Here is a 15,324-nt window from a genome sequence, read left to right on the forward strand (position 1 = left end):
TGAACAGGCTGATAACATTTAACCGATACGGGATTCGGAAAATTTGAAATAAAATCAGGACATAATTTTGCAATTCATATTTCGCACGACATGAAGAAATCAGAAACCACGGGAGTTTTTTATGGCTGATTGGGTGACAGGAAAAGTCAAAAAAGTTGAGCACTGGACAGACAATTTGTTCAGCATCACGGTCAATGCGCCCATCGATCCTTTTACCGCTGGCCAGTTCGCCAAACTTTCGCTGGATATTGACGGCGAGCGGGTGCAGCGCGCGTATTCCTATGTAAACCCACCCTCCAGCGGCGAACTGGAGTTTTATCTGGTGAATGTGCCGGAAGGAAAACTCAGCCCGCGGCTTCACGTGATGCAGCCCGGTGACGAAATCAACATCACCAAAGAAGCCGCCGGATTTTTCGTCATTGAAGAAGTGCCGGAGTGTGACACGTTGTGGATGCTGGCAACCGGTACCGCTATCGGGCCGTATCTGTCGATTTTGCAGGAAGGGCAAGGGCTGGAGCGGTTCAAAAATATTGTTCTGGTTCACGCGGCACGCTTTGCAGCGGATCTCAGCTATCTGCCATTAATGCAGCAACTGCAACGCCGTTATGAGGGCAAACTTCATATCCAGACCGTGGTCAGTCGCGAGGAGATTTCCGGTTCGCTGACCGGTCGCGTGCCTGCGTTGATTGAAAGCGGCGCACTGGAAGCGGCTGTCGGCCTTAAGATGCTGGCAGAGGACAGCCACGTGATGTTGTGCGGCAATCCACAGATGGTTCGCGATACCCAGCAAGTACTGAAAGACACGCGGGGTATGCGCAAACATCTCAAACGCAAGCCGGGCCATATGACCAGCGAGCATTACTGGTAAATCTGTTACCGCAAAACTAGCGGAATTTAACGTCGTCCGGTTCCGGGCCAAAGCGATTTGCGCCCGGTGTGCCGGTAAAAGCGCCGCAGTCGATCAGCAACATAATGAAAATCACCGATGGCGCGAGCCGGCCCAGAACCCAGCTCCACGTCTGCGGCATCGCCGCTGCCCAGTTACCCGCCACCAGCATCCACGCCAGCACAAACAGCAGCGCCCACCAGGCCGATTTATTGCGGTCATGCAATCTTTTCACCAACACTGCGGCAGTCGGCCACAGTAAAACCACCAGCGCGAATCCGGCGGACTGATAGGTAATCCATTCCTGTGCGGCAAAAAAGAAATCAACCACCATCAGAATCAACCAGCTAACCATCCAGAGCCAGAAATCGCGGCGGCCCAGGCGGCCGTTAAAAGAAAACAGTGCATGCTGTAACGTCATTGGCAGTCCGTTCCGTAAAGTACAAGAGGAGTAAAATATTAAAACAGGCGGAGTGTAACTCACGGGCAGCGATGACGAGAATCTTTACGCACTCCTTTTGACATTACCCCCCGTTCCCCGCTTTAATCGGACTGTTGAAACAAAATAAGAAACGCCCTATGACTGTTGCTCAATCCTTATTACGACTGGCGCTGCCCGCGCTGCTTATGCTCGCTTGCCAGAATAGTGCACTCGCCGATCCGCCGGTCGATCACTCTGGCGCAGAGGAGATGCCAAAAGCCCCGTACCTGCTTGCTGGCGCACCCACCTTTGAAACGACGTTGATCAATTTTCGCGCCAAATACAATGAAGCCAATCCGACCCAGCAGATTGGCGAGTTCCGGTCGATCAGTGATAAATCTCCAAACAGTTCCCTGACCCGAGCCGCCAGCAAGATTAATGAAAACCTGTATGCCTCGACCGCACTGGAAAAAGGCACCGGTAAAATCAAAACGCTGCAAATCACCTATCTGCCGATTCAGGGGGCTGAAGAAAAGGCCGCACGCACGCTGGCGATAAGCTATATGGCTAACCTGATGCGTCAGTTCGACGCCACATTATCCACCGAGCAAAGCGTGGCAAGAGTCGCTTCTCTGATCGAAAAAGGAAAAGGTCAGCAGTTTTATAAGCAGGAGGTAGGCGCGGTGCGTTTTGTCATTTCAGACAATGGCGAAAAAGGACTGACATTCGCCGTTGAGCCGGTCAAGCTGGCGCTTGCTGAGCCGTGAGATGACGGTTTTTAATGACAAAAAGCAAAGCCTTTATGACCAATGATCTCTATACTGTTGCACAGGTAATCTGCTTATTTGGCAGAAATTTTAATCGACACTCGCGTCCCCTTTTGGAGGAAAAAACATGCGACATCCATTAGTGATGGGTAACTGGAAGCTTAACGGCAGCACCCACATGGTTAACGAACTGATTGCTGCTCTGCGTACTGAACTGAGCACAGTTGTAGGTTGTGGCGTTGCAATTGCTCCACCAGAAGTTTACCTGTCACAGGCTAAACACGCTCTGGCTGGCAGCCGTATTGCGCTGGGTGCTCAGAACGTTGATGCTAACCTGTCTGGCGCATTCACCGGTGAAATCTCTGCCGACATGCTGAAAGACATCGGTGCGCAATACATCATCATCGGTCACTCAGAACGCCGCACTTACCACAAAGAAAGCGACGAGTTCATCGCGAAAAAATTCGGCGTGCTGAAAGAAGCGGGCCTGACTCCTGTTCTGTGCATCGGTGAAACCGAAGCAGAAAACGAAGCAGGCAAAACTGAAGCCGTTTGCGCTAAACAACTGGACGCGGTTCTGAGCACTCTGGGTGCGAAAGCATTCGAAGGCGCAGTCATCGCTTACGAACCTGTTTGGGCGATCGGTACCGGCAAATCTGCCACCCCGGCTCAGGCTCAGGCTGTTCACAAATTCATCCGTGACCACATTGCGAAACAAGATGCTGCGGTTGCTGAACAAGTTATCATCCAGTACGGCGGTTCTGTTAACGCTGCAAATGCTGCTGAACTGTTCACCCAGCCAGACATCGATGGCGCACTGGTTGGCGGCGCATCACTGAAAGCAGACGCTTTCGCTGTGATCGTGAAAGCCGCTGCTGAAGCTAAACAAGCGTAAGCCTGTTTCTTCTGCGCATAAAAAAACCCCGGCATGCCGGGGTTTTTTATTGCCTGTAACATGGCGATTAACGCCTGGAGATTTGGTCGAAAATTCCGTCTGTCGCAAAATGGTCTTTCTGCGCCTGAGCCCAGGTACCTGCAACCTGATCAATGGTGAACAGTTTCAGTTTCGGGAATTCAGCCGCGAATTTCTTCTCCACTTCCGGATCACGCGGACGGTAATAATTTTCTGCCGCGATAGTCTGGCCTTCCGGCGAGTACAGGTATTTCAGGTAAGCATCCGCCACTGTACGGGTATCACGCTTATCCACGACTTTATCAACCACAGAAACCGTTGGCTCCGCCAGAATCGATTCGCTTGGCGTGACGATTTCGAACTTATCTTTGCCGACTTCTTTTGTTGCCAGCAACGCTTCGTTTTCCCAGGCAATCAGCACATCACCGATACCACGTTCAACGAAAGTATTAGTTGCGCCACGTGCACCGGAGTCCAGCACTTCGACGTTTTTATACAATGCTTTCACGAAATCCTGAGCCTTCGCTTTGTCATTGTTGTTGTGATGCAACGCGTAACCCCAGGCTGCCAGATAGTTCCAGCGTGCGCCGCCAGACGTTTTAGGGTTAGGCGTAATTACCGATACACCCGGTTTGATCAAATCATTCCAGTCATGAATTTGTTTCGGGTTGCCTTTGCGCACCAGGAACACAATGGTGGACGTGTAAGGCGCAGAGTTGTCCGGCAGGCGGGTGATCCAGTTTTTATCGATACGGCCGCGTTCTGCAATAGCATCAACGTCATAAGCCAGCGCCAGTGTTACCACATCCGCTTCAATGCCATTAATTACTGACGTAGCCTGTTTGCCTGAGCCACCATGCGACTGGCGTACGGTGACGGTATCACCGGTTTTGCCCTGCCAGTATTTACTGAATGCCTTGTTATATTGTTCATAGAATTCGCGGGTTGGATCGTATGACACGTTCAGAATCTGAATATCTTTGGCAATTGCTCCGGTTGCCACCAACAGCAATCCCAAACCTGCAGCCCATTTACGCATCGTACTCTCCCGAAATAGTTTCTATGGATTTCATTTATTTGTTCGTTAAAGAGAGCGTGCCAGATAAAAACGAAACACATAAAGAATAAAAGGTTTTTTTCTATTACTTTATGGAATAAACAAAAAGAGTGGCGAAAAAAAACCTCCCGCAAAGGAGGTTCGTTTAAACACGCAATAAGCTGAATCAGAAAAGTTTTTTCGCCGTGTCGTACCAGTCTTCTTTAAATTTGCTTTTCTTGTTCTCTGGCGCGATACAAATCGAGATGAGTTCGTGAACCATTTTCTCGTTTTCAACACCCACGCAAAAACCGCCCTGAGAATAGTCACGATCTTCTTCCAGCAACAGGTCAACAGCATACGCACCCATGCGGGAAGCCAGGATACGGTCATAAGCGACAGGTGCGCCGCCACGCTGGATATGACCTAATACCGTGCCACGCGTTTCACGACAGGTTTCTTTCTCGATGTATTTAGCCAGTTCTTCAATGTCATCTAACTTCTCGGTGATGGCAACGATGGCATGTTTTTTGCCTTTCGCGATACCGGCTTTGATTTCAGCAACCAGATCATCACGTTTGAATTCAACTTCAGGGATAGCGATAAATTCGCAACCCCCGGCAATCGCTGCTGCTAAGGTCAAATCACCGCAATAACGGCCCATCACCTCAACAATAGAGATACGCTGGTGTGAAGAGGAGGTATCACGTAAACGGTCAATGGCTTCAACCACTGTACCCAGCGCCGTGAAGAAACCGATAGTGTAGTCAGTGCCCGCAACGTCGTTATCGATTGTGCCTGGCAGGCCGATGCAACGGATGCCACCTTCTTTGGTCAGCAGGTCTGCACCGGCATATGAACCGTCACCGCCGATAACCACAAGGCCATCGATACCACGGTCTTTCATATTCTGCAGCGCAACTTTACGCATTTCTGGATCACGGAATTCCGGGAAACGTGCTGAACCCAGGAAAGTACCGCCACGGTTGATCATATCGGAGACGCTGTAGCGATCCAGTTTGCGCATGCGGTTTTCATACATGCCGAGGTAGCCATCTTCAATACCGTAGACTTCCAAATCTGCAGATAAAGCGGCGCGGACAACGCCACGGATCGCAGCATTCATGCCTGGGGCATCGCCACCACTTGTCAGTACACCAATTTTTTTGATCATGACTACCTCTGAACTTGTAGATGCAATTTCTTAAGAATCTTGAGCCAGCCTGTTGGGCGAATTTTTTTATGCAGCCAAAAGGGCTTATTAGCGTTTGAGCCTATAGTATAACAAAACACCGGTGCTGAATTGATTCAAGTCAGCAAGAATACGCATACACCGCTCGGTACATCGCAATTTACTGATTCATACGGCTTTTACAAGATATTTCCAGTTCGTTACGGTCACATTTCCACCTTGTTAATTTCCTGTTCTGCAAATCCAACCCAAATTGAGGACAAAAAAAACCCCACCTTTCGATGGGGGAAGACAGGGATGGTGTCTATGGCAAGGAAAAACAGGGATCTTACTCGGTCGTGCTGGTACTACTCGTCTTCTGGGCAGAAGAGGGCTGTAATCCAGATAACTGCAATTGCATCTGTTTCATGCGCTGCTCATGTTTCTGGTTCAATACATCTTTTTGCTCAGGGGTCAGCAGATTAAACATCTGGTTGCGGATGCGGGCCATTTCGACCTGACGATCCACCTGCTCCTGAGCCATTAATTCAGCTTGTGCTCGCACGGCGGCCTGATCAAACTTTTCGGCGGTAACCAGCCTGTGCATCGTTTCTATCTGTTCTACATTTACATGGGGTAGATCTTTACGAGCCTGGTGCATCAGGTCACGCATTTGCTGGCGCTGTTGCTCAGTAAGATTTACACCATCAAACATGGTGTTGCGTTCCTGAGGCTTATCCAACATCGTGCTATCATGTTCTGCTGGCATCGCCGACACTGGTTTCGCACCATCTGCTAAAACGACACCTGAACTCAGCGTCAGAAGCGTGGCCAAACCGAATGAAGCTGCCTTAAACATCACATACTCCTAAAGTCTTTATCGCTTCATCGCGAATCATTGAAAAGCAGTCTAAACCTGCTGCTGCAAACAAGCGTCAGTGCTTGTAAAAGTACGTAAAGTCATGGAATAGCGGCAATTGATGACGTATTTTGCGTCTAGAGGTAAATACAATGAATAAAATTTTGTTAGTTGATGACGACCGTGAACTGACTTCACTTTTGAAAGAATTGCTCGAAATGGAAGGCTTTAATGTTGTAGTGGCTTACGACGGTGAGCAGGCATTAGAGAAAATAGATAATACCATCGATCTTCTGTTACTTGACGTGATGATGCCGAAGAAAAACGGCATTGAAACCCTTAAAGAATTACGCCAGCGCCATCAGACGCCAGTGATTATGTTAACTGCTCGTGGCAGTGAATTAGACCGTGTCCTCGGCCTCGAACTGGGTGCCGATGACTATCTGCCAAAACCGTTTAACGACCGCGAGCTCGTGGCACGTATCCGGGCCATGTTGCGTCGTTCTAACTGGAGCGAACAGCAGCAAACCAATGAGAACAACGGTTCACCGACGCTTGAAGTCGATGGCTTACAACTGAACCCCGGCCGTCAGGAAGCCAGCTTTAACGGTGAAGCGCTGGATTTAACCGGCACTGAATTCACCCTGTTGTACTTACTGGCAAAACATCTCGGACAGGTCGTTTCCCGCGAACATCTGAGTCAGGAAGTGCTGGGTAAACGTCTGACGCCGTTTGACCGTGCTATTGATATGCACATCTCCAATTTACGCCGTAAATTACCCGATCGTCAGGACGGACATCCATGGTTTAAAACCCTGCGTGGACGCGGTTATCTGATGGTTTCTGCTTCATGATAAACAGTCTTACGGCACGTATTTTTGCCATTTTCTGGTTCACATTAGCCTTAGTGCTGATGCTGGTATTAATGGTGCCGAAACTCGATTCACGCCAGATTACGCCGTTGCTTGATAACGAGCAGCGGCAAGGCCTGATGATTGAACAACACGTTGAAGCTGAACTGGCGACCGATCCTGCCAATGACCTGATGTGGTGGCGCCGGTTGTTCCGTGCCATCGACAAATGGGCACCGCCGGGTCAACGCTTGTTGCTGGTGACCAGCGAAGGGCGCGTTATTGGCGCTCAGCGCAATGAAATGCAGATCGTACGTAACTTTATCGGCCAGTCGGATAACTCAGATCGTCCAAAGAAGAAAAAATATGGTCGCGTCGAAATGGTGGGGCCTTTCTCCGTTCGTGATGGCGAAGACAACTACCAGCTTTACCTGATGCGCCCCGCCAGCAGTTCTCAGTCTGATTTTATCAACCTGATGTTCGACCGTCCGCTATTGCTGCTAATCGTCACCATGCTGATCAGCGCCCCGCTGTTGCTCTGGCTGGCGTGGAGCCTGGCAAAACCTGCACGTAAGCTGAAAAACGCCGCAGACGACGTTGCACGCGGCAATCTCAAGCAGCATCCGGAACTCGAAGCCGGACCGCAGGAATTCCTTGCGACAGGTGCCAGTTTCAACCAGATGGTCAGCGCACTCGAACGAATGGTAACAGCACAGCAACGGCTGATTTCGGATATCTCACACGAGCTACGTACCCCACTGACGCGCCTGCAACTGGCCACCGCGTTGATGAGACGTCGTCATGGTGAGGGTAAAGAGCTGCAACGTATCGAAAATGAGGCTCAGCGCCTTGATGGCATGATCAATGACCTGCTGGTGTTATCACGCAGCCAGCATAAAAATGAATTATCGCGCGAAACCCTGAAGGCCAGCGAATTGTGGGCGGGTGTGATTGACGATGCACAGTTTGAAGCCGAACAGATGGGTAAAACCCTTGAGGTCACGTCGCCACCTGGCCCGTGGAAACTGATCGGTAATGCTGCGGCTCTCGACAGTGCGCTGGAAAACATCGTCCGTAACGCCCTGCGTTATTCGCATCATCACATTGTCCTGAACTTCGCCCACGACAGTGAAGGGATCACTATCACCGTTGATGACGATGGCCCTGGTGTGAGCGAAGAAGATCGTGAACAGATTTTCCGTCCGTTCTACCGCACTGATGAAGCGCGTGATCGGGAATCCGGCGGCACCGGCCTTGGGCTGGCGATCGTGGATACCGCGGTTCAGCAGCACAGAGGCAAGGTAAAAGCCGAAGACAGCCCGCTGGGCGGCCTTCGTTTGATTATCTGGCTGCCGCTGCACCAGCGTTAAGATTCTGCTATTCTGCGTCCCTCTATCAGGGGGACGCATGCTTAACATTGTTTTATTTGAACCAGAAATCCCGCCCAACACCGGCAACATTATCCGCCTGTGTGCCAACACCGGATGTCAGCTTCACCTCATCGAACCTTTGGGCTTTGGCTGGGACGATAAACGTCTGCGCCGTGCCGGGCTCGATTACCATGAATTCGCCCATATAAAGCATCACGCCAATTATGACGCTTTCCTCAGCAGCGAAAATCCACAACGTCTTTTTGCCCTGACAACCAAAGGCACGCCAGCGCACAGCGCCGTGAGCTATCAGGATAATGATTTCCTGCTGTTTGGCCCTGAAACTCGCGGCTTACCGGCGTCTATTCTGGATAATCTGCCCGCACAGCAGAAAATTCGCATTCCTATGCGCGCAGAAAGTCGCAGCATGAACTTGTCGAATGCTGTTTCTGTGGTGGTTTATGAAGCCTGGCGTCAACTGGGATATCCGGGCGCATTGCTGAAAGAATAGCGGAATGGAAGTGAAGAAGATGGCATGCAAATTCATGCCATCTGAAAGCCCGTCAGATACCGTCGCCGAATTCAAAACCCTGCGCAATACCGTTGAAATGCTGATCCATATCCATGGAAGGACGCTCGCTTTCCGGACGCCCGACAATTCGCGCCGGAACGCCTGCAGCCGTGGTGTGCGGAGGAACTGATTGCAACACGACTGAGCCCGCACCGATTTTCGCACCAGCACCCACTTCAATATTGCCGAGGATTTTCGCACCGGCACCAATCATGACGCCTTCACGGATTTTAGGGTGGCGGTCACCGCAGGTTTTTCCTGTACCACCAAGCGTCACAGATTGCAGAATCGATACGTCATTCTCAACCACGGCCGTTTCACCGATGACAATCCCGGTGGCGTGGTCAAACATGATGCCGCAGCCAATACGCGCCGCCGGGTGAATATCTACGCCGAATGACACTGAAATCTGATTTTGGAAATAAATCGCCAGCGCTTTACGATCCTGCTTCCACAGCCAGTTACCGATACGGTATGCCTGCAGCGCGTGGAATCCTTTCAGATAGAGTAACGGGGTGGAATATTTGTCGACTGCCGCATCACGCTGATGCACAGCCAGAATGTCACGGGCAGCAGAGAGGATCATTTGTTCGTCGTTGCGATAGGCTTCTTCGACAACTTCACGGATCGCCATCGCAGGCATAATCGGATTGCCCAACTTGTTGGCCAGAATGTAGCTCAACGCGCCGCCCAGCGTTTCATGTTTTAGCAACGTCGCATGGAAAAAACTGGCCAGCATCGGTTCACACTCAGCCAGCGCTCTCGCCTCTGATTTAATGTTATTCCAGACCAGTTCTAATTCTTCTAGCGACATCACTTTTCCTTACGACTTTGCAAGTTCGGGTAATAAAAAGCCGCCCTGTCGGGAATACCAACAAGGTGGCTATTCTGCAGATGCCTTTCAGTGGCTGTGTTTTTCATCCTTGCTCGCACGGGCAAGCAAACTGATCGCCGCTTCACGCGCATCTTTACCGCAGTACAAGACCTGGTAAATCTGTTCAGTGATTGGCATTTCAACGTTATTACGCTGCGCCAGAGCCCGTACTTCTTTCGTATTGCGATAGCCTTCAACAACCTGACCGATGGTGTCCTGAGCAGTCTGAACATCCTTGCCTTGCCCCAGCATAATGCCAAAGCGACGGTTACGGGACTGGTTATCTGTGCAGGTTAACACCAAATCACCCAAGCCTGCCATGCCCATAAATGTGGCCGGATCAGCGCCTAAAGCGGAACCCAGGCGGGTCATTTCAGCCAGACCACGGGTAATCAGCGCGGTTCTTGCATTGGCCCCAAAGCCGATACCATCCGACATGCCGGCACCAATCGCGATAACGTTTTTAATCGCACCGCCCAACTGAACCCCGATAAAATCGGGATTGCTGTAAACACGGAAGCTTTTGCCACAGTGCAGCAATTGCTGCAGATCTTCGGCAAAACTGGCATCAGTGGCAGCCAGTGAGATTGCTGTTGGCATGCCTGCCGCCAGTTCTTTGGCGAATGTCGGCCCGGAAACCACCGCTAACGGAATGGCATCACCGAGTTCTTCGCGCGCGACATCCTGCAACAGACGGCCGGTTTCTGCTTCCAGCCCTTTCGTCGCCCATACCACGCGCGCATCAGGGCGCAAATGGGGTTTCAGCTGACGCAAAACGTCACCAAATACATGGCTGGGTACCACAACCAGCACATTACGGCTGGCCGCTAACGCGACAGACAGATTGGTTTCGAGCAACAGATTATCGGGGAACGGAACATCAGGAAGGAATTCCTGATTACAACGGGCACGTTGTAATGCGTTGATGTGGTCGGGATTATGTCCCCACAGCACAACGGGATGGCCATTTCTGGCAAGAGTAATCGCTAAAGCGGTGCCGTACGAGCCGGCACCGATCACTGTCATTGACGCATTGACGGTTTTCATCAGGCATCCTGATGCGGTTCAGCACCTTCGCCTTCAGCTTGCTGTTGCAGATAGTTCATGAACAGAGCGTCAAAGTTAACAGGTGCAAGGTTCAGTTGCGGGAAGGTACCGCGGGAAACCAGGCTGGTGATGCACTCACGGGCATACGGGAACAGAATGTTCGGGCAATATGCACCCAGGCAATGCGCCATCTGGTTGCCATCAATACCGGAGATAGTGAAGATACCACCCTGCTGAACTTCGCACAGGAACGCAGTTTCGTCGCCCAGTGAAGAAGTTACCGTCACACGCAAGACGACTTCATATACGCCTTCAGCCAGCTGGCTGGAAGCGGTATCAAGATCCAGTTTAACTTCTGGCTGCCAGTCTTGCTGGAAAACCTGAGGCGCATTTGGCGCTTCAAAAGAGATGTCTTTGGTGTAGATACGTTGGATCTGGAAAGCCATCTCGGTGTTATTTTGTTCTGACATGTGAGTAGTACCCTCGGGTTAATAGTCCTTTTAAACACTTAATGAAAAACAGCCGCCGCCTTTATTAACCCAGCATTGGGTCAAGGCCACCGCGTGCATCAAGTGCATGTAAATCATCACAACCGCCGACATGCTGCCCATCGATAAAAATCTGAGGAACGGTTGAACGACCGCTGCGGGCGATCATTTTTTCACGTTTATCTGCATCGCCGTCGATAGCGATTTCATCGAATGAAGCTCCTTTGCTATTAAGCAGAGCTTTCGCACGATGGCAATAAGGGCAGGTTGCCTTGGTGTAGATTTCAATTTTTGCCATGGGTTCCACCTCAGAGTCGTAAAATTGAGTGCCGTAGCAGTTGGCTTAATGTCTTATTTACCGCGCACTAAAGGCAGGTTTTCACTGCTCCAGCCGCTGATACCTTCTTTGAGTGTAAACACGCGCTCAAAACCAGCAGCAATAAGGCCTTCAGCCGCAGTGCGGGAAGTTTGTCCTGTGGCACAAACCACGATAACAGGCTGTGCTTTATGTTTGGTCAGCTCACCCAGGTTGTTGTTCTTGATGTCAGCAGACAAAACATTCTGTGATTCAGCGATGTGGCCTTTGCGGAATTCTTCACGCGCGCGAACATCGACAACGATGGCATCTTCTTTGTTAATCAGGCGGGTTGCTTCGCCACGGGTGATCTCTTTAACTTTAGAAAAACGTGTTTTAAAGGTGGTCACAATTACTGCAATCAGTAACGCAACCCACGCCAGGCTGAGAACCGGATGCGCACTGATGAATGGCATAATATCTTGCATGGGGTGTAGCAACTCCCGTCAGTTGGGGGAAAATTCAAGGCTTCAGAGTATACCTGCGCGTCGGAGCAAATACAGCCAGTAAGCGCGGGTGAATGCCACAATCTGCGGCACATCCTGGAAAATTAACACGGCTTTATGCCGAAAGTTAACCCTCACCCCGCCTCATCTTTGATCTCCTCGGGCTATTCACACACGGCGCTGGGGTAAAATCAGCCCGCCTGAGTGCATTTAGCCGCGCCTGTTCATGCCGTTGCAACTGGCGAGCCTATTGAGCATTTCATCTTTTAAACTGAGGTCAATTGACATGTCGAGCAACAAAAAACCGATGGTTCTGGTGATTCTGGATGGCTACGGGCATCGTGAAGAACAACAAGATAACGCAATTCTGAATGCCAAAACCCCCGTCATGGATAATCTGTGGGCCACTCACCCGCATACCCTTATCGCCGCATCCGGGCTGGACGTCGGTCTGCCTGATGGTCAGATGGGAAACTCCGAAGTAGGCCATGTCAATTTAGGTGCCGGCCGCATCGTGTATCAGGATCTCACCCGTCTGGACAAAGAAATTAAAGAAGGCGACTTCTTTAATAATAGCGTACTGACTGGCGCTGTTGATCGCGCAATCGCCGCAGGTAAAGCGGTTCACATTATGGGTCTGTTATCTGCGGGCGGCGTTCACAGCCACGAAGACCACATCATGGCGATGGTCGAACTGGCACAACGCCGTGGCGCGAAAGCCATTTATCTGCATGCCTTCCTGGATGGTCGCGATACACCACCACGCAGCGCTGAAGCGGCGCTGAAACGCTTCTCAGAGAAATTCGCACAAATCGGTACGGGTCGTATTGCGTCAATCGTGGGCCGTTATTACGCCATGGATCGCGATAACCGCTGGGATCGCGTGCAACTGGCCTATGATTTGATGTCACAGGCAAAAGGCGCATTTACTGCCGATAATGCACTGGCGGGTCTGCAGGCCGCTTATGCCCGTGATGAAAATGATGAATTCGTGAAGCCAACCGTATTGCAGGCAGCAGGTGAAGAATCCGCGGCCATCAATGACGGCGATGCACTGATCTTCATGAACTTCCGCGCAGACCGGGCCCGCGAAATCACCCGCGCCTTTATCAGTCCGGATTTCGATGGTTTTGCCCGCGAAAAAGTCATCAACTTCGGCGATTTCATCATGCTGACCGAATATGCTGCAGACATCAACGCAGCTTGCGCCTATCCACCGGCATCACTGAAAAATACGCTGGGTGAATGGCTGATGGCGCACGGCAAAACGCAGTTGCGTATTTCCGAAACTGAGAAATATGCCCATGTCACCTTCTTCTTTAACGGGGGCATGGAAGATTCGTTTGAAGGCGAAGACCGTATTCTGGTGAAATCACCAAACGTGGCGACTTATGACCTGCAACCGGAAATGAGCTCTGCTGAACTGACGGAAAAGCTGCTCGGCGCAATCAGCAGTGGTAAGTACGACACCATCATTTGTAACTATCCGAATGGCGACATGGTCGGTCATACCGGCGTTTACGACGCAGCAGTGAGTGCCGTTGAAGCACTCGATAAATGTGTTGCTCAGGTTGTGGACGCAGTGAAAGCCGTGGGTGGTCAGTTGCTGATTACCGCCGACCACGGTAATGCAGAACAAATGCGTGACCCGGCGACCGGTCAGGCACACACTGCACACACCAGCCTGCCGGTTCCGCTGATTTATATCGGCGGAAATGCACAAGCGGTTGAAGGCGGTAAATTATCTGATATCGCGCCAACTATGCTTTCACTGATGGGCATGGAAATTCCGCCGGAAATGAGCGGCAAGCCGCTGTTTATCGCGCGTTAATTTCTGTTAAAAACCGTCAAAAAAGGCGTACTGACACCCGTTGGTACGCCTTTTTTGTTTGTGCATCAGCGGGTTGATTAGTGTTACGATACGAAAAGGGACAGCCATATTGTCTATCATCCACGGTCGACAAGCGGAAAAAAGTTTGAGCAAATTCAATCATTTCAGCCTGATGAGAACCCGCCTTTCCGCTCAGGACAAGGCCGTATCTGCCTTCCCATCTCCAGCCTTACTACTTTGCGTTTCCCTGCTGTCTCTTTCTGTGAGTGTGCATGCTGACGACAATAAAGATCAGCTCAAAACCATTCAGCAAAACATCGCGGAAAAAGAGAAAAGCGTAAAACAGCAGAAACAGCAACGCGGCACGTTATTGCAGCAATTGCAGGCGCAGGAAAAAACCATCGCCTCAGCCAGCAGTCAGTTACGCAGCACTCAGTCAACCCTCGCCACGTTGGGAAAAGACATTTCCGGGCTGAATGCGTCCATTGATAAATTGCAAAAACAGCAAAAGACGCAGGAAGCTATTCTGGCAAAGCAGCTCGATGCCGCATTCCGGATCGGGCAGCATAAAGGCCTGCAATTACTGCTGAGCAGCGAAGAGAGCGCACGCAGCGAGAGGATCCTGGCTTATTTTGGTTATCTGAATGAAGCGCGACAGAAAACCATTGAGGACCTGAAACAGACCCGAGCCACGCTGGCTGAACAGCGTGTTTCTTTGCAATCGAAACAAACCCAGCAAAAAAGCCTGCTGAGTGAACAACAAACCCAGCAGCAGAAACTCGAACAGGCTCGTGCCGCCCGTAAGCAAACGCTCACGGCACTGGAGTCTTCATTGCAAAAAGATGAGCAGAGCCTGACCGAACTGCGCGCTAACGAATCCAGCCTGCAAAACAAAATTGCCGCTGCCGAACGTGCTGCCAAAGCACGCGCAGAAAAAGAAGCCCGCGAAGCTGCGGCAGTCAGAGCGAAAGAACAGCAGGCGAAGAAATCCGGTTCCACCTACAAACCGACCCAAAGCGAGCAATCTCTGATGGCCCGTACCGGCGGTCTGGGCAGACCATCAGGTCAAAATATGTGGCCTGTTAATGGTTCGTTGATACATCGCTTCGGCGAACAGCTGCAGGGTGAACTACGCTGGAAAGGGATTGTTATCTCAGCAAGAGAAGGCAGTGATGTCCGGGCGATTGCTGACGGACGCGTCATTCTGGCGGACTGGTTACAGGGATACGGTTTGGTTGTGGTTATCGATCACGGCAAAGGCGATATGAGTCTGTACGGTTACAACCAGGATGCACTGGTCAGCGTAGGCGACCAGGTCAGAACGGGCCAGGCCATTGCTAAAGTTGGGAACAGCGGCGGACAAGGCCAGCCATCGCTGTATTTTGAAATTCGTCGTCAGGGCCAGGCCGTTAATCCACAGCCGTGGTTGGGAAGATAG

General features: G+C 51.0%; 17 protein-coding genes. 8 read left to right on the plus strand and 9 right to left on the minus strand.

Annotated elements, in window-relative coordinates:
- The first annotated feature begins 121 nt into the window (after positions 1 to 121).
- Entirely contained in the window at positions 122 to 868 is a 747-nt protein-coding gene (gene fpr / locus EX31_RS14285; RefSeq protein ID WP_037035320.1) for a ferredoxin--NADP(+) reductase, read from the plus strand.
- A gap of 16 nt (positions 869 to 884) precedes the next feature.
- On the opposite strand, the gene EX31_RS14290 is transcribed toward fpr, so the two are convergent.
- The gene (locus tag EX31_RS14290; RefSeq protein WP_037035321.1) at positions 885 to 1,307 is read right to left on the minus strand and encodes a DUF805 domain-containing protein; all 423 of its coding nucleotides are present in this window, start codon (positions 1,305 to 1,307) and stop codon (positions 885 to 887) included.
- Between the two features lie 158 nt (positions 1,308 to 1,465).
- Here EX31_RS14290 and EX31_RS14295 point away from each other — a divergent pair, with 158 nt between their 5' ends.
- Positions 1,466 to 2,074, plus strand: a complete 609-nt coding sequence (locus EX31_RS14295) for a DUF1454 family protein (protein ID WP_013577592.1) — start codon at positions 1,466 to 1,468, stop codon at positions 2,072 to 2,074.
- Positions 2,075 to 2,201: 127 nt separating this feature from the next.
- Positions 2,202 to 2,969 carry a triose-phosphate isomerase gene (gene tpiA / locus EX31_RS14300; protein WP_037035323.1) on the plus strand — a complete coding sequence of 256 codons (768 nt, stop codon included), beginning with the start codon at positions 2,202 to 2,204 and terminating at the stop codon, positions 2,967 to 2,969.
- A gap of 67 nt (positions 2,970 to 3,036) precedes the next feature.
- Here tpiA and EX31_RS14305 read toward each other — a convergent pair whose 3' ends face one another.
- The 3 genes from EX31_RS14305 to cpxP all read right to left on the minus strand — a co-directional run bounded on the left by EX31_RS14305 (position 3,037) and on the right by cpxP (position 6,053).
- A complete protein-coding gene (locus EX31_RS14305) occupies positions 3,037 to 4,026 on the minus strand; it encodes a sulfate ABC transporter substrate-binding protein (protein ID WP_013577594.1) in 990 nt (329 codons plus the stop codon).
- 184 nt (positions 4,027 to 4,210) lie between these two features.
- Complete coding sequence (gene pfkA, locus EX31_RS14310) at positions 4,211 to 5,197, minus strand: 6-phosphofructokinase (RefSeq protein WP_013577595.1); 987 nt, start codon at positions 5,195 to 5,197, stop codon at positions 4,211 to 4,213.
- Positions 5,198 to 5,543: 346 nt separating this feature from the next.
- Entirely contained in the window at positions 5,544 to 6,053 is a 510-nt protein-coding gene (cpxP, locus tag EX31_RS14315) for a cell-envelope stress modulator CpxP (RefSeq protein ID WP_037035326.1), read from the minus strand.
- Between the two features lie 152 nt (positions 6,054 to 6,205).
- Here cpxP and cpxR point away from each other — a divergent pair, with 152 nt between their 5' ends.
- From cpxR to trmL, 3 genes are read left to right on the plus strand one after another with little or no spacing between them, the layout of a single operon-like run.
- Complete coding sequence (cpxR, locus tag EX31_RS14320) at positions 6,206 to 6,907, plus strand: envelope stress response regulator transcription factor CpxR (protein ID WP_013577597.1); 702 nt, start codon at positions 6,206 to 6,208, stop codon at positions 6,905 to 6,907.
- Entirely contained in the window at positions 6,904 to 8,274 is a 1,371-nt protein-coding gene (gene cpxA / locus EX31_RS14325; protein ID WP_037035328.1) for an envelope stress sensor histidine kinase CpxA, read from the plus strand. Before cpxR ends, cpxA begins: the two co-directional genes overlap by 4 nt.
- A 37-nt stretch (positions 8,275 to 8,311) precedes the next feature.
- Positions 8,312 to 8,785, plus strand: coding sequence for a tRNA (uridine(34)/cytosine(34)/5-carboxymethylaminomethyluridine(34)-2'-O)-methyltransferase TrmL (trmL, locus tag EX31_RS14330; protein WP_013577599.1), 474 nt, complete (start codon positions 8,312 to 8,314; stop codon positions 8,783 to 8,785).
- A gap of 52 nt (positions 8,786 to 8,837) precedes the next feature.
- Here the strand turns inward: trmL and cysE are convergent, their stop codons facing one another.
- The 5 genes from cysE to EX31_RS14355 form a co-directional block, all read right to left on the minus strand.
- Positions 8,838 to 9,659 (minus strand): serine O-acetyltransferase, encoded by an 822-nt coding sequence (gene cysE, locus EX31_RS14335; RefSeq protein ID WP_013577600.1) that lies wholly within the window; start codon positions 9,657 to 9,659, stop codon positions 8,838 to 8,840.
- Between the two features lie 87 nt (positions 9,660 to 9,746).
- Complete coding sequence (gene gpsA / locus EX31_RS14340) at positions 9,747 to 10,766, minus strand: NAD(P)H-dependent glycerol-3-phosphate dehydrogenase (RefSeq protein ID WP_013577601.1); 1,020 nt, start codon at positions 10,764 to 10,766, stop codon at positions 9,747 to 9,749.
- Positions 10,766 to 11,236, minus strand: coding sequence for a protein-export chaperone SecB (gene secB, locus EX31_RS14345; RefSeq protein WP_013577602.1), 471 nt, complete (start codon positions 11,234 to 11,236; stop codon positions 10,766 to 10,768). Before secB ends, gpsA begins: the two co-directional genes overlap by 1 nt.
- A gap of 64 nt (positions 11,237 to 11,300) precedes the next feature.
- Positions 11,301 to 11,552 (minus strand): glutaredoxin 3, encoded by a 252-nt coding sequence (gene grxC / locus EX31_RS14350; protein ID WP_013577603.1) that lies wholly within the window; start codon positions 11,550 to 11,552, stop codon positions 11,301 to 11,303.
- Between the two features lie 53 nt (positions 11,553 to 11,605).
- The gene (locus EX31_RS14355; protein WP_013577604.1) at positions 11,606 to 12,037 is read right to left on the minus strand and encodes a rhodanese-like domain-containing protein; all 432 of its coding nucleotides are present in this window, start codon (positions 12,035 to 12,037) and stop codon (positions 11,606 to 11,608) included.
- Positions 12,038 to 12,341: 304 nt separating this feature from the next.
- On the opposite strand from EX31_RS14355, the gene gpmM reads away from it, so the two are divergent.
- Both gpmM and envC read left to right on the plus strand, forming a co-directional pair.
- Entirely contained in the window at positions 12,342 to 13,886 is a 1,545-nt protein-coding gene (gene gpmM, locus EX31_RS14360) for a 2,3-bisphosphoglycerate-independent phosphoglycerate mutase (protein ID WP_037035330.1), read from the plus strand.
- A gap of 145 nt (positions 13,887 to 14,031) precedes the next feature.
- Positions 14,032 to 15,324 carry a murein hydrolase activator EnvC gene (gene envC / locus EX31_RS14365; RefSeq protein ID WP_015690600.1) on the plus strand — a complete coding sequence of 431 codons (1,293 nt, stop codon included), beginning with the start codon at positions 14,032 to 14,034 and terminating at the stop codon, positions 15,322 to 15,324.

Source organism: Rahnella sp. WP5 (assembly GCF_000745615.1).
In the GTDB taxonomy this organism is placed as follows: domain Bacteria; phylum Pseudomonadota; class Gammaproteobacteria; order Enterobacterales; family Enterobacteriaceae; genus Rahnella; species Rahnella aceris.

Bases quoted from the DNA above. Each gene is read 5' to 3' on its own strand.
- fpr (WP_037035320.1), top strand. From the start codon at position 122: ATGGCTGATTGGGTGACAGGAAAAGTCAAAAAAGTTGAGCACTGGACA.
- EX31_RS14290 (WP_037035321.1), bottom strand. From the start codon at position 1,307: ATGACGTTACAGCATGCACTGTTTTCTTTTAACGGCCGCCTGGGCCGC.
- EX31_RS14295 (WP_013577592.1), top strand. From the start codon at position 1,466: ATGACTGTTGCTCAATCCTTATTACGACTGGCGCTGCCCGCGCTGCTT.
- tpiA (WP_037035323.1), top strand. From the start codon at position 2,202: ATGCGACATCCATTAGTGATGGGTAACTGGAAGCTTAACGGCAGCACC.
- EX31_RS14305 (WP_013577594.1), bottom strand. From the start codon at position 4,026: ATGCGTAAATGGGCTGCAGGTTTGGGATTGCTGTTGGTGGCAACCGGA.
- pfkA (WP_013577595.1), bottom strand. From the start codon at position 5,197: ATGATCAAAAAAATTGGTGTACTGACAAGTGGTGGCGATGCCCCAGGC.
- cpxP (WP_037035326.1), bottom strand. From the start codon at position 6,053: ATGTTTAAGGCAGCTTCATTCGGTTTGGCCACGCTTCTGACGCTGAGT.
- cpxR (WP_013577597.1), top strand. From the start codon at position 6,206: ATGAATAAAATTTTGTTAGTTGATGACGACCGTGAACTGACTTCACTT.
- cpxA (WP_037035328.1), top strand. From the start codon at position 6,904: ATGATAAACAGTCTTACGGCACGTATTTTTGCCATTTTCTGGTTCACA.
- trmL (WP_013577599.1), top strand. From the start codon at position 8,312: ATGCTTAACATTGTTTTATTTGAACCAGAAATCCCGCCCAACACCGGC.
- cysE (WP_013577600.1), bottom strand. From the start codon at position 9,659: ATGTCGCTAGAAGAATTAGAACTGGTCTGGAATAACATTAAATCAGAG.
- gpsA (WP_013577601.1), bottom strand. From the start codon at position 10,766: ATGAAAACCGTCAATGCGTCAATGACAGTGATCGGTGCCGGCTCGTAC.
- secB (WP_013577602.1), bottom strand. From the start codon at position 11,236: ATGTCAGAACAAAATAACACCGAGATGGCTTTCCAGATCCAACGTATC.
- grxC (WP_013577603.1), bottom strand. From the start codon at position 11,552: ATGGCAAAAATTGAAATCTACACCAAGGCAACCTGCCCTTATTGCCAT.
- EX31_RS14355 (WP_013577604.1), bottom strand. From the start codon at position 12,037: ATGCAAGATATTATGCCATTCATCAGTGCGCATCCGGTTCTCAGCCTG.
- gpmM (WP_037035330.1), top strand. From the start codon at position 12,342: ATGTCGAGCAACAAAAAACCGATGGTTCTGGTGATTCTGGATGGCTAC.